We start from the raw sequence: 13,177 nt of genomic DNA on the forward strand, positions 1-13,177 counted from the left end.
CGTGCGACCCCGGCCGCTCGCCGAGCTCGTCGACCCCGGCTGGGCCGAGGCGCTCGCGCCCGTCGAGGACGACGTCCACCGCATGGGTGACTGGCTCCGCGAGGAGGTCGCCGCCGGCCGGCACTACCTGCCCTCGGGGGAGAACGTGCTCCGCGCGTTCACGCAGCCGTTCGCCGACGTGAAGGTCCTCGTCGTCGGGCAGGACCCGTACCCGACGCCCGGCAACCCGATCGGGCTCTCCTTCGCGGTCGACCCGCACGTCCGACCGGTGCCCCGCAGCCTGGCGAACATCTACCGGGAGCTGCACGACGACCTCGGCGTGACGCCCCCGGAGCACGGTGACCTCCGGGCGTGGTCCGAGCAGGGCGTGCTGCTGCTCAACCGAGTGCTGACCGTGGAGGCCGGGGCCGCCGGCAGTCACCGCGGCAAGGGGTGGGAGGCCGTCACCGACCAGGCCGTCCGCGCCCTCGTCGCCCGTGGCACCCCGCTCGTCGCCGTGCTCTGGGGCGCGCAGGCCGCCTCGGTCCGGCCGCTGCTCGGTGACACCCCCGTGGTGGCGTCCGCGCACCCGTCGCCCCTGAGCGCGTCGCGCGGGTTCTTCGGCAGCCGCCCCTTCTCGCAGGTCGACGCGCTGCTCCGCGAGCAGAGTGCCGAGCCCGTCGACTGGACGCTGCCCGCCTGACCGCGGTGCCGTCGGGGTAGTGGACAGTAGGCTCGGTCGCGTGCTCGAGGAGGAATACCAGCGACGGCGTGTCCTGCCCCGCCACCTGCGTGCGCCCGTCCCCGCCGAGGCGGCGTTCACGTACACGATCCGTGCCGCCGAACCGCGGGACCTGCCCGACGTCCGCGAGATCCACACGCACTACGTCCGGAACTCGTCGGTGACCTTCGACCCGTCCGCCTTCACCTTCGCCCGGTGGAAGCAGCGCTACGACGAGGTCCGTCGCCGCGGCCTGCCGTTCCTCGTCGCCGAGAACCCCTCGGGCCAGATCCTCGGCTACGCGCTCGTCGACCCGTGGAACCCCCGCGACCGGTCGAACCACGTGGTCGAGGACTCGATCTACCTCGGTGCCGCCTCCGGTGGCAAGGGGCTCGGCCGGGCCCTCATGGAGGCGCTGCTCGACGAGTGCCGCGCCGCCGGCGTCCGGGAGGTCATCGCCGTCATCGCCGACCGCCAGGCCGAGGCCTCGATCCGCCTGCACGAGCGGCTCGGGTTCGAGGAGGTCGGCCGCATGGGGAAGGTCGGGTTCAAGTACGACCGCTGGCTCGGCACCGTGACGATGCGGCTCCGCCTGCGCGGCCCGCGGCTCTTCCGCGCCCGTCGCTGACGCCGGAAGCGCCGCGAGACGCCGCCGGATGCGGCGAGACGCCGCCGGGCGTGCGGCGTCTCGGACCCCTGGACGGCGTCTCGCGTCGACGCCACCGTCTCGCGTCGCGACCCACGGGCGGACGGGAGGCGCAGGGCCGGGCCCGCCGCGCGCCTCCCGTCCGCCCGTTCCTTCCCATCACGCGTGCGGTGGCTGGTGGGATCGGGCATGCCTGGTCGATCGGGACGACCAGGTACGCCCGGAACGACCAGGTACGCCCGGAACGACCCGCGGGCGGCGGGCCGTCGCCGTCGGACGGGAGGCGCGGGATGCGGCCGCCGCGCGCCTCCCATCCGCCCGTTCCTTCCCATCACGCGCGCGGTGGCTGGTGGGATCGGGCATGCCTGGTCGATCGGGACGACCAGGTACTCCCGGAACGACCCGCGGGCGGCGGGCCGTCGCCGTCGGACGGGAGGCGCGGCCCGGGCCCGCCACGCGCCTCCCGTCCGCCCGCACCCGGGTCACGACCCGGGCGCCTCGGCGATGAACTCGTCGCGCGTGACGCGCAGCAGCGCCGTGGCGGCCGTGCCCGCGGCCGCGGCGTCGCCGGCGACGACCGCGAGCGCCACCGCCTCGTGCCGCACCGCCGCGTCGAGCGTCCAGCGCGTGATCGTGTCCCGCGACTCCGAGGTGCGGGTGCGCAGGAGCGCCTCGACGGTGCCGGCGAAGTGGGCGAAGACGGCGTTGCCCGACCCGGTGAGGAGCGCACGGTGGAAGCGGACGTCCGCCTCGAGGTACGCGCGACTGTCCTCGCGCGCGCAGGCGTCGAGCATGGCGCGGGCCGCCTCGAGCACGGCGGCGCCGGGGGCGCGTCCGCTCCGCACCTCGGCCGCGAGTGCCGCTGCCACGGGTTCGACGCCGAGCCGCAGTTCCAGGAGTTCCCGCTGCTGCACGAAGTACGCCGGCGACGCCCCGCGCCACCGGATGACCGTCGGCGCGAGGAGCTCCCACGAGGTCGTCGGGAGGACCTGGGTGCCGACGCGCTGCCGTGGCTCGACGAGGCCGAGCGACTGCAGGACGCGCAGGGCCTCGCGGACGACCGACCGCGACACGCCGAACTCGGACGCGACCAGCTCCGGCCGGACGACCGCGCCCGGGGCGAGGATCCCGTCGACGATGCGCTGCCCGAGGGTCTCGAGCACGTGGGCGTGGAGCCCGCGGGCGGTGGTCATCGTTCCTCCGGTTGTGCGGTGCAGGACGTCGGACGCGCCGGTGTGACGCGGTCTCCATCGAAGCGGCAGACTGCGCCGCAGGGCGGGTGCCGCGCGGCGGATGGCAGTAGAGTCTGATTTGTCAGATTATTCGGGACGGGCGTTGCACGCGACCGTCCCGGGCGTCACGACACCCACACGAAGGCGACGGAGCCGCGAAGCGGCGGCTCCAGGAAGGGGCACCGATGCCTCACGCACCCACCGGAGGAACCGCGCCGGTCGACACGTTGCACGGGCTGACCGTTCTGGCCGCCGAGGGCGGCGGCACGCAGACCGTCGACCCCTCCGGTCCGATCGGACAGCTGATCACCGCGGCGCTGCTCGGCATCGTGGTGATCATCGTGCTCATCACCTGGCTCAAGGTGCACCCGTTCGTCGCGCTGACGATCGGTGCGCTCGGCGTCGGCATCGGGGCCGGTCTCGCCCCCGACAAGGCGGTGACGAGCTTCGGTACGGGGTTCGGCGCCACGATGACGAGCGTCGGGATCCTGGTCGGCCTCGGCTCGATGTTCGGTCGCATGCTCGTCGACTCGGGTGCCGCGGACCGGGTCGTCGACACCCTCGTGCGGCGCTCGTCGAAGGCTGCGCTGCCGTGGACGATGGCGCTGATCGGCGCACTGATCGGCCTGCCGATGTTCTTCGAGGTCGGCCTCGTACTCCTCATCCCGATCATCGTGCTCGTCGCCAAGCGCAGCGACGTCCCGATCATGAAGATCGCCGTCCCCGCCCTCGTCGGCCTGTCCACGATGCACGCGTTCGTCCCGCCGCACCCCGGCCCGCTCGTCGCGGTGTCGACCGTCGGCGCGAACCTCGGCACGACCCTCGCGTTCGGCATCGTCCTGGCGATCCCGGTCATCGTGCTGGCCGGCCCGGTCTTCGCCCGGTTCGCCGCACGGTGGGTCGACATCCCCGCCCCGGACATGTTCGGGTCGCGCGGTTCCGGGTCGTCCGACCCCGCGCACGCCGGCCGGGAGGCCCGCCGCGGCCCCGCCACGCAGGACACCGCGTCGCTGCCGAACGGCAAGAGCGACTTCACCCGCGTGATCAGCGAACCGCGCAGCCCGTCGTTCGCGGTCGCGCTCGTCGGCATCCTGCTGCCCGTCGTCCTCATGCTCGCCCAGGCGGTCCGCGAGGCGACCGCTCCCGACGCCGCCGGTGCGTGGGTCTCGCTCCTCGACTTCCTCGGCAGCCCGATCATCGCGATCGGCATCGCGACCGTCTTCGCGATGGTGTTCTTCGCGATCGGGGGCGGCATGGGCCGGAGCGCGGTCGCGAAGTCGCTCGAGGACGCCCTGCCCCCGGTCGCCGGGGTGCTGCTCATCGTCGGCGCGGGCGGCGGGTTCAAGCAGGTCCTCATCGACACCGGCATCGGCGGCGTGATCGCCGACGCCGTGCAGGAGTCGGGCATCTCGGTGCTGCTCGTCGCCTGGGTGGTGTCCGCGCTCGTGCGCGTCGCGACCGGCTCGGCGACCGTCGCGACCGTGACGGCGGCGGGCATCATGGCCCCGATCGCCGCAGACCTGTCGACGCCGGAGACCTCGCTCCTGGTGCTCGCGATCGGCGCGGGCTCGGTCTTCCTGTCGCACGTCAACGACGCCGGGTTCTGGCTCGTCAAGGGCTACCTCGGCACGACCGTCGGCCAGACGTTCAAGACCTGGACAGTGCTCGAGTGCCTCATCTCGGTCATCGGCCTGGTGGGCGTGCTCATCGCCGGGGTGTTCTTCTGATGCCGGGCGCCGAGGCACGGGTCCTCGTGGTCATGGGCGTCTCCGGCTCGGGCAAGTCGACCCTCGCCGCGACCCTGGCCGACCAGCTCGGGTGGGACCTCGCCGAGGGCGACGACATGCACCCGGCGGCGAACGTCGAGAAGATGCATGCGGGCACGCCGCTCACGGACGACGACCGCTGGCCGTGGCTCGACCTCGTCGCGGCCTGGATCCGGGAGCGCCTCGACACGGGGACCCCGGGCGTCGTGACCTGCTCGGCGCTGAAGCGCTCCTACCGGGACGTGCTGCGGGCGGCCGGCGTGGTGTTCGTGCACGTCGCCGGTGACACCGGAACCATCGAGCAGCGGATGACCGCCCGGTCCGGCCACTTCATGCCGACGTCGCTCCTCGCCTCGCAGCTGGCGACGCTCGAACCGCCGCAGCCGGACGAGGCGCACCTGACGGTGGCCGCGGACCGGTCGCCCGACGAGGAGGCCGCTCAGGTCATCGTGCGCCTCGGCCTGCAGCCGGTCAGCTGAACCAGATCGCCGTCCCGACCGGCAGCTGCGACAGGGTCGTCGTCATCGCGGCGGAGATCCGCACGCACCCGTGCGAGCTGCCGGTCGGGTCCGGGTAGTAGTGCAGGGCGGTCAGGGCCGCGTTGCCGCCGTACTGCGGGATCCGCGAGGAGTGCGCCCCGGTGAGGATGATCGGGTTGCCCTGCGTGTAGGTCACGCGGGCGTCGACGTACGCGGCTTCGACGTAGGTGGCGGTCGACGTCGGTGTCGGGTCGTCCGGGGTGCCGAGCCGGGCCGCCTCGGTCGCCGACACGGAGCCGTCCCTGGCGACCACCGACACCGTCGAGGCGTGGACGTCGACCCGGATCATCCGGTCCGTCGGGGCGATCGTGAAGTCGGCGGCACGGGCCCACGCGAACGTGGCACTCGGCGCGGTGGGGTCACCGCCGTCGCCCGGCGTCCGGTTCCGGGCCGGCGTCGACACGAGGACCATGCCGCCGTCCCGCCCCGCCGAGCGGCCCCAGACCGCGGTCGCCGCGGGCGTGTCGATGGTGGACACGGTCGACGCGAGGGTCGCCACCGGGCGGGCGTCGGGTGCGGCGTCGGCGTACAGCGCGACGAGCCGCTGCTTCGGCGTGGCGATCTCCCAGCGGTTGTCCGGCCGGACGTGGCTGCCGTCGAGGAGCTCGGGCACGACCGCGTCGTGGAAGGCGAGGGGGAGGGCGGCGAGCTCGGCCTCGGACGCCGCCGCCGGGACCGCGGGGAGCGTCGGGGTGGGGCTCGGCGTCGGGGTCGGGGTCGCCGTGCTGCGCGCGGCAGCGGTCTCGACGGGGGCCGACGGCTGCACCGCCGCGCCGATCCCGCCGGCAACGAGTGCGGCGGCCGCCACCGCGCCGATCGTGATGCCCCAGGTCCTGCGTCGCATGGTCCCCTCCCGCGACCAGTGCACCACATCGCGGCCGCGACCGCACCGCACGGGCGCGTCGTGACGACGCCGGGCCGCTCCCGTCTGACCCGACGGACACCGAGCGGTCGGCAGCATGGGCGGCATGGCCATCGACGACTCCCTCGGCATCCTGACCCGCGGCTACGGCTTCGGCGCGCACCTCTGGCGACGCACGCGACCGGACGCCCGTGCGGTCCCGTTCCGGCTCCTCGGCAAGCCCGCACTGCTCGTGCGCGGCGAGGAGGGCGTCGACCTCTTCTACGACGGCTCCCGCACGCGACGGCACGGGGCGATGCCGGCGCTCGTGCAGCGCACCCTGTTCGGGGTCGGGTCGGTGCACTCGCTCGACGGCACCGAGCACCGGCACCGCAAGGCGACCTTCGTCGACGTCGCGTACGAGGACGAGCAGGTCCGCCGCCTCACGCCCTTCCTCGCCGAGGAGTGGTCCCGCGAGCGCGACGCCTGGCTCGCGGGCGGACGCCGGAGCGCCTACGACGCCGCGATCGGGGCGATCGGTCGCGCGGTGATGCGATGGGCGGGCCTGCCCGGCACGGCCGCCGCGAAGACCCGGTGGGCGGCGAAGCTCGCGCAGGTCGTCGACGGGTTCGGCGTGCCCTACTCGCCGGAGTACCTGCTCGCGGCGCTGAACCGGCACTGGTCGGACCGGCACGCCGCCCGGCTCGTCGAGGCCGTCCGGGGCGAGCGCTTGCACCCCGCGGCGGGCACGGCGCTCCACGAGTGGGCCTGGCACCGCGACCAGGACGGTGCGCTGCTGCCCCCGCGGACCGCCGGCATCGAGCTGCAGAACTCGATCCGACCCGCGATCGCCGTCGCCCGGTTCGTGGCGTTCGCGGCGAAGGAGCTGCACGACCGGCCGGAGTGGCGCCGGCGGATCGCCGAGGAGACCGTCGAGCGCGGCTCCCTCGTCGACGGGCCCGTGGCCGTCGCGTTCGCGCAGGAGATCCGGCGCACCGCGCCGTTCGTGCCCGTGCTGCCCGCCTGGGCGACCGAGGACGTCGAGCTCGACGGGGAGCGGGTCCGCGCCGGCGGCCGGGTGGTGCTCGACGTCCTCGGCACGGACACCGACGACCGCTCGTGGTCGGACGCCGACCAGTTCGACCCGTCGCGCTGGCTCGACGTCACGAGCTGGGACGACGTCGAGGCCGTGCGCACCTTCGTGCCCCACGGCGGCGCGGACGTCGCGACCGGACACCGGTGCCCGGGGGAGAAGGTCGCGGTCGCGGCCCTCGCCACCGCGGTCGCGGTGCTCGGTGACCCGCGGCTCGAGGTGCTCGACACCGGGCTCGACGTCGACCGTCGCCGGATGCCGACGAAGCCGGCGTCCGGCGGTCGCGTCGCCCGCCGCGGCGCTGCCATCGGCCGCTCCGGCGGCTGCCCGTTCCACCGTTCCGCGCACTGACGGTACCGGTGTCGGTCGGGAGGCGCGTGGCGGACCCCGCCATCGTCCTCCCTCGCAGGCTCGGTCGGCGCGCCCCGCGCAACGCTCCGCGTTGCCGCTGAGCGGGGCGCGCCCGACCTTCCTCTTCAGCCCTCGGTGACGCGACCCGCCTCGACCCGCCACCGCCGGTCCAACCGCACGGTGTCGAGCATCCGCCGGTCGTGGGTGACGAGCAGCAGGGTGCCGTCGTAGGACTCCAGCGCCTGCTCGAGCTGCTCGATCGCGGCGAGGTCGAGGTGGTTCGTGGGCTCGTCGAGCACGAGCACGTTCACGCCGCGGGCCTGCAGCAGGGCGAGGCCGGCACGCGTCCGCTCGCCCGGGGACAGCGCCGACGACGGGCGTCCGACGTGGTCGGCCTTCAGCCCGAACTTCGCGAGCAGGGTCCGAACGTCGGCCGTCGTCATCTCGGGCACCAGGTCCTCGAAGGCCGCGGCGAGGGGCTGTTCGCCGGTGAACGCCGCGCGGGCCTGGTCGACCTCGCCGACCGCGACGCTCGACCCGAGGGACGCGGTCCCGCTCGTCGGCGAGGTTCGGCCGAGCAGCGCCCGGAGCAGCGTCGACTTGCCGGCGCCGTTCGGACCGGTGATGCCGATGCGGTCGCCACCGGAGACCTGCAGCGACACCGGGCCGAGCGTGAAGTCGCCCTGTTCGTAGACCGCGTCGGACAGGGTGGCGACGACCGCCGACGAGCGGGGTGCGCTCCCGATGGTGAAGGCGAGCTGCCACTCCTTGCGGGGTTCCTCGACCTCGTCGAGCCGGGCGATGCGCGACTCCATCTGCCGCACCTTCTGCGCCTGCTTCTCGCTCGACTCACTCGCGGCCTTCCGGCGGATCTTGTCGTTGTCCGGGGCCTTCTTCATGGCGTTCCGCACGCCCTGGCTCGACCACTCGCGCTGCGTCCGGGCGCGCGAGACGAGGTCGGCCTTCGTGGCGGCGTACTCGTCGTACGCGTCCCGCTTGTGCTGGCGGGCGATCTCGCGCTCCTCGAGGTACGCCTCGTACCCGCCGCCGAACAGCCGGTGCGACGACTGGGCGAGGTCGAGCTCGAGGACCGCCGTCACCGACCGGGCGAGGAACTCGCGGTCGTGGCTGACCAGCACGGCACCGCCGCGGAGGCCGCGGACGAACTGCTCGAGCCGGTCGAGCCCGTCGAGGTCGAGGTCGTTCGTCGGTTCGTCGAGGAGCACCACGTCGAAGCGGGAGAGCAGGAGCGCGGCCAGACCCACCCGGGCCGCCTGCCCGCCGGACAGCGCCGTCATCGGCGAGTCCGGTCCGACGCCTGCGCCGTCCGCCGTCACGTCCAGACCCAGTTCGCCGAGCACCACGGGCAGTCGTTCCTCGAGGTCGGCGGCACCGGACGCGAGCCAGCGCTCGAGCGCGACGGAGTACCGGTCGGCCGCGGCGTCCCCGGCGTCGGGGTCGCCCAGGGCCTCGGCGGCGCGGTCCATGTCGGCGGTGGCGTCGGCGCACCCGGTGCGGCGGGCGACGTACGCGGTGACGGTCTCGCCCACGACGCGTTCGTGCTCCTGCGGGAGCCAGCCGACGAAGGCGTCGGGCGGGTTCGTCGACACGGTGCCGGCGAGGGGCTCGTCGACCCCGGCGAGCAGGCGCAGCAGCGTCGACTTGCCGGCACCGTTCACCCCGACCAGACCGATCACGTCGCCCGGGGCGACGGTGAGGTCGAGGCCCTCGAAGAGCGTGCGTGCGGCGTACCCGCCGGCGAGGTCCTTGGCGACGAGCGTGGCGGTCATCCGGCAATCGTCCCACGGGTCCGCGGTCGGTCCCGGCTCTGGTGCGCCCGTTCCTTCCCATGACGATCGACCTACCGGGAAGGAACGGGCGTACCTGGTCGAGCGGAAGGACCAGGTACGCCCGGATCCTCCAGGCACGCCCGGATCCACCTGGCGCGCCGGGAGCCGCCCCGCCCGCAGCACACCGCCCCCGTGCGCCCCTCACCCCTCGGGGACCGCCACCACGCGGTTCTGGTACGCCCACACCACGGCCTGCAGGCGCGACCGGACCCCGAGCTTCGGCAGCATCCGCGCCAGGTGGGACTTCACCGTGGACACCTCGACGACGAGTGCTGCCGCGATCTCCTCGTTCGACATCCCCTGCGCGAGGAGCAGCAGCACGTCCCGCTCGCGGGCGGTCAGCACCTCCGACGCCCGGTCGCCGGTCACCGGCTGGAGGCTCCGCCGCGACACGAACTCCCGCAGGACCCGCCGGGTCAGGGTCTGGTCGATGGTGCCGTTGCCCGCGGCGACCTGCCGGACGGCGTCGACGATCACGTCGGGCTCGGCGTCCTTGAGCAGGAACCCGGACGCCCCGGCCTCGAGCGCGCCGAACACCAGGTCGTCGAGGTCGAAGGTCGTCAGCATCAGCACGGGCACGGCGGGGTCGGCGTCGGGCGCGCAGAGCTCGCGGGCGACCTCGATGCCGTTCCGCACCGGCATCCGGATGTCGAGCACCGCCACGTCCGGCCGCGTGCTCCGCGCCAGGGCGAGGGCCTCGCCGCCGTCCGCCGCCACACCGACGACCTCGACTTCGGGCTCGGCCGCGAGCAGGGCCGACACCCCCGCCCGCACCAGCGGCTGGTCGTCCGCCACCAGGACCCGGATCACCGGGGCACCTCCGACTCACGTCCGAGTTCCAGCGTCACCGACCAGCCTCCCGTCTCCGTCGGACCGGTCTGGAGGCGCGCTCCCACCAGGTCCGCCCGCTCACGCATGCCGCGCAGTCCGTTCCCACCCGCTGCCGTGCTCCCCGACGCCGGTGCGGCGGGCGCCCCGTTCTCGACGGTGAGCGTCAGGCGCTCGTCGTCGCGGTCGTCCACGGTGACGGTCACCTCGGCCCCCGGAGCGTGCAGGGCCGCGTTCGCGAGCGCCTCCTGCACCGTCCGGTACGCGGCGAGCTGCGCGAGCGGCCCCACGCCGTCGGCCAGCACGCGGTCGCCCGGGAGGACCTCGAGGCGCACCGCGGACCGGTACCGTGCCCGCTCGACCAGGTCGACGATCCCGGCGACGGTCTCCACGGCGCGTTCGGCCGGGGCGTCGTCGCGGAGCAGGCCGACCAGGCGACGGAGGTCCTCGAGCACCGCGGTGCTCTGCTCCCGCACCTGGCGGACGCCCTCGTGTGCGGCGGCCGGGTCGGTGTCGATCTGCCGGTCGATCACGGCCGACATGAGCGCGATGCCGGACAGGTGGTGCGCGGCGATGTCGTGCAGCTCCCGCGCCATCGCGGTCCGTTCGCGCGAGACCGCGGCGTCGACGCGGGCGTCCTGCTCGCGGACGACGGCCGAGGCCTCGGCGGTGCGAGCGGCGACCTCGGCCTCCCGGGCCGCCCGCACGTCGCGCCGCGACCGGACGACCAGGGCGACCACGAGGGGGAGTCCGACGACCCCGACCGCCTGGGTGACCCCCTGCGGTGCGGCGTCGAGCACCGCGGCCGACACGGGCCGGCCCGAGAGCGCTCCGTGCAGGAGGATCCAGTTCTCCGCGGTGCCCGTCGCGACGAGACCCGCCGCGACGACCAGTGCCGGCCAGAGCCGTCCGACCGGGACCCGCAGGGCGGTCAGGACGACGGCGACCACGACCGGGAGCGCGGCCAGGCCGAACACGTCGCTGCTCTCGTGGGTGGCGGACACTGCGATGACCGGGACCGCGGCGACCGCGACGAGGGAGACCCGGGGGGCGGGTCGCGCGGCGAGCAGGACCGCGGACTGCACGAGGAGCCCGAGGGCGGTGAGCAGCCAGGCCCCGCTGCCGACCCTCGGGGCGTCGAGGCGTGGACCGACGGTGTCCGGGTCGATCCGGTCCAGGAAGGGCAGCCCGAGCAGCAGTCCGAGCGAGACGACGGCGGTCGCGACGGCGACGAGGACGTCGGTCCGACGGAGGCGACGGTCGCCGCCGACCCGCGCGGTGCGGGAGTCGGCGGCGACGCGGGCCGCACTCGCTTCAGCGGGTGCCATCGTTCGATCCTACGAGGCGGGCGGGGGCCGGCGTCGGGAGGTGATCCGTGCCTCCCGGCCGGCGGTCGTACCCGAGCCGACCACGGGTGGCGACCAGCAGGACCGCGGCGGCCACGGTCGAGACGATCGTGAGGCCCTGCATCATCGTGCCGGCGGTCATCCCCGGGTACATGTCGGCCCAGAGGGTGGAGATCGTGTTGTTCACCCCGACGTGCAGCAGGAGCGCGACCGGCAGGCTCTCACCGGTCCGGTTGAAGACCCACGTCATCACGACGTTGAAGGTGATCGTGAAGAGCGCGAAGACGACCGGCTCCGTCCAGTGCGCGTCCGGCCACCCGCCCCAGTCCGACAGGTACAGCGGCATGTGCCAGAGCGCCCACAGCGGGCCGAGCACGGCGGCGGCACCGAGCGGTCCGAAGCGGTCCTGCAGGCGGGGGAGGGCGAAGTCACGCCAGCCGGGCTCCTCCGACAGTCCCGTGGTGAACAGTTGCACCACGAGACCCGGCACGAGGGCGAGCAGGGCGAGGGCGGTCGGCGCCTGGACGTTCCCGCCCGAGAAGGGCAGGCCCGTCAGGACGATGAGCGCCGGGACGCCGACCAGGGCCAGTGCGTACCAGTACCAGGCGACCCGCCAGCGCCAGAGGCGACCGACCCACTGCCGGAGCCCCGGCCGACCGTCGGCGATCGCCGTGACGACGAAGGCGCCGCCGAGCGGACCGAGGAGCGCCCCGGGCAGGACGCCGGTGAACTGCGCCGACCCGAGGAACTCCGGGAAGTGCAGGTCCCAGACGCCCAGACCGTGCGGGCTCAGGATGTACGGCACCCAGGCGAGCCAGCTGAGGCCGAGCGCCAGGGTGGCGAAGGAGGCGAGCGGGTGCCGGGCGACCAGGCCCGCGACCCCCGTCCGCTCGGGGACGACGGTGCCGGCGCCGGGCCGGACTTCGGTGGTGTTCGTCATGCCGTCCACGCTAGGAACGGCCGTCCACCGGGACGACCGGCGGAGGGACGCACCCCGGGACCTCCACAGAAGGATGCAAGCCGGTGCCGCGACCGCCGCACGTGCGTACCGTCGGGGACATGACCACCACCGTCCTCGTCGCCGGCGCCACCGGCGACCTCGGTGCGCGCATCGTCCGCGCACTCCTCGACCACGACCCCGACGTCCGCGTCCGGGTGCTCACCCGGTCGGGCTCCTCGCCCGCCGCCGATCGGCTCGCCGCCGCGTCCGACCGGGTGTCGGTCGTCAGCGCCGCCTACGACGACCACGACGCGCTCGTGTCGGCGCTCGCCGGGGTCGACGTCGCCGTCTCCGCGGTGAGCGGCACCCGGTCCGTGATCGTCGACGCGCAGACCGCCCTGCTCCGCGCGGCCGTCGCCGCCGGGGTGTCGCGGTTCGTCCCGTCGGACTACTCCGCCGACTACCGGGCGATCACCCCCGGGACCAACCGCAACTTCGAGCTGCGCCGCGAGTTCGCCGCGACCGTCGACGCCGCACCCGTCCGTGCCACCTCGGTCCTGAACGGGGCCTTCACCGACATGCTCACCGGGCAGGCCCCGATGATCCTGTTCGACCGTCGCACGGTCCTGTACTGGTCGTCCGCCGACCAGGTCCTCGACTTCACCACGAAGGACGACACCGCGCGGGTGACGGCGCTCGCCGCGCTCGACCCGGACGCTCCGCGGTACGTCGAGGTCGCCGGGGACCGGGTGACGGCCAGGAGCGTCGCGGACACCCTGTCGCAGCTCACCGGCACGCGCTTCCGGACGCAGTGGGCCGGGACGGCGAGCACCCTCTCCGGCATGGCACGCATCGGTCGACGGCTGTCGAGCGCCGGGGACGAGGAACCGTTCCCCGCATGGCAGGGGATGCAGTACTTCGTCAGCATGTTCAGCGGCGAGGCCGAACTGCACCACGTGGCGAACGACCGCTACGGGCCGCACCGCTGGACCACGGTGCGGGACGTCCTCGCCGCGCACCTCGACGCCCCGGCGTCGGCCTAGGC

12 protein-coding genes are annotated in these 13,177 nt (G+C 74.4%); 6 read left to right on the forward strand and 6 right to left on the reverse strand.

Going from position 1 to position 13,177, the window contains the following annotated elements:
* The first annotated feature begins 1 nt into the window (after nucleotide 1).
* Together Cus16_RS00640 and Cus16_RS00645 are read left to right on the forward strand one after the other, a co-directional pair.
* Nucleotides 2-682, forward strand: a complete 681-nt coding sequence (locus Cus16_RS00640) for a uracil-DNA glycosylase (protein WP_069710723.1) — start codon at nucleotides 2-4, stop codon at nucleotides 680-682.
* Nucleotides 683-722: 40 nt separating this feature from the next.
* Entirely contained in the window at nucleotides 723-1,328 is a 606-nt protein-coding gene (locus tag Cus16_RS00645) for a GNAT family N-acetyltransferase (RefSeq protein WP_069710724.1), read from the forward strand.
* A 500-nt stretch (nucleotides 1,329-1,828) separates the two neighbouring features.
* On the opposite strand, the gene Cus16_RS00650 is transcribed toward Cus16_RS00645, so the two are convergent.
* The gene (locus Cus16_RS00650; RefSeq protein WP_069710725.1) at nucleotides 1,829-2,539 is read right to left on the reverse strand and encodes a FadR/GntR family transcriptional regulator; all 711 of its coding nucleotides are present in this window, start codon (nucleotides 2,537-2,539) and stop codon (nucleotides 1,829-1,831) included.
* Between the two features lie 224 nt (nucleotides 2,540-2,763).
* Between Cus16_RS00650 and Cus16_RS00655 the strand changes: the two genes are divergently transcribed.
* Nucleotides 2,764-4,305 (forward strand): GntP family permease, encoded by a 1,542-nt coding sequence (locus Cus16_RS00655; RefSeq protein WP_223246472.1) that lies wholly within the window; start codon nucleotides 2,764-2,766, stop codon nucleotides 4,303-4,305.
* Nucleotides 4,305-4,823, forward strand: a complete 519-nt coding sequence (locus tag Cus16_RS00660; RefSeq protein ID WP_069710726.1) for a gluconokinase — start codon at nucleotides 4,305-4,307, stop codon at nucleotides 4,821-4,823. Before Cus16_RS00655 ends, Cus16_RS00660 begins: the two co-directional genes overlap by 1 nt.
* On the opposite strand, the gene Cus16_RS00665 is transcribed toward Cus16_RS00660, so the two are convergent.
* Nucleotides 4,816-5,727 carry a L,D-transpeptidase gene (locus Cus16_RS00665; RefSeq protein ID WP_141718750.1) on the reverse strand — a complete coding sequence of 304 codons (912 nt, stop codon included), beginning with the start codon at nucleotides 5,725-5,727 and terminating at the stop codon, nucleotides 4,816-4,818. The two genes, Cus16_RS00660 and Cus16_RS00665, sit on opposite strands and share 8 nt — an antisense overlap.
* Nucleotides 5,728-5,851: 124 nt before the next feature.
* On the opposite strand from Cus16_RS00665, the gene Cus16_RS00670 reads away from it, so the two are divergent.
* A complete protein-coding gene (locus Cus16_RS00670) occupies nucleotides 5,852-7,168 on the forward strand; it encodes a cytochrome P450 (protein WP_317614851.1) in 1,317 nt (438 codons plus the stop codon).
* 125 nt (nucleotides 7,169-7,293) lie between these two features.
* Here Cus16_RS00670 and Cus16_RS00675 read toward each other — a convergent pair whose 3' ends face one another.
* The 4 genes from Cus16_RS00675 to Cus16_RS00690 form a co-directional block, all read right to left on the reverse strand.
* Nucleotides 7,294-8,958, reverse strand: a complete 1,665-nt coding sequence (locus Cus16_RS00675) for an ABC-F family ATP-binding cassette domain-containing protein (protein ID WP_069710729.1) — start codon at nucleotides 8,956-8,958, stop codon at nucleotides 7,294-7,296.
* A 201-nt stretch (nucleotides 8,959-9,159) separates the two neighbouring features.
* Entirely contained in the window at nucleotides 9,160-9,828 is a 669-nt protein-coding gene (locus Cus16_RS00680; protein ID WP_069710730.1) for a response regulator, read from the reverse strand.
* Nucleotides 9,825-11,174, reverse strand: a complete 1,350-nt coding sequence (locus Cus16_RS00685) for a sensor histidine kinase (RefSeq protein ID WP_083263588.1) — start codon at nucleotides 11,172-11,174, stop codon at nucleotides 9,825-9,827. The genes Cus16_RS00680 and Cus16_RS00685 overlap by 4 nt, the downstream gene beginning before the upstream one ends.
* Nucleotides 11,161-12,132 (reverse strand): CPBP family intramembrane glutamic endopeptidase, encoded by a 972-nt coding sequence (locus Cus16_RS00690; RefSeq protein ID WP_069711341.1) that lies wholly within the window; start codon nucleotides 12,130-12,132, stop codon nucleotides 11,161-11,163. The genes Cus16_RS00685 and Cus16_RS00690 overlap by 14 nt, the downstream gene beginning before the upstream one ends.
* 119 nt (nucleotides 12,133-12,251) lie before the next feature.
* On the opposite strand from Cus16_RS00690, the gene Cus16_RS00695 reads away from it, so the two are divergent.
* Nucleotides 12,252-13,175: an NmrA family NAD(P)-binding protein gene (locus tag Cus16_RS00695; RefSeq protein ID WP_069711342.1), complete on the forward strand. Its 924-nt coding sequence runs from the start codon at nucleotides 12,252-12,254 to the stop codon at nucleotides 13,173-13,175.
* Nucleotides 13,176-13,177: the final 2 nt, after the last annotated feature.

Source organism: Curtobacterium sp. ER1/6, from assembly GCF_001742745.1.
In the GTDB taxonomy this organism is placed as follows: Bacteria; Actinomycetota; Actinomycetes; order Actinomycetales; family Microbacteriaceae; genus Curtobacterium; species Curtobacterium citri.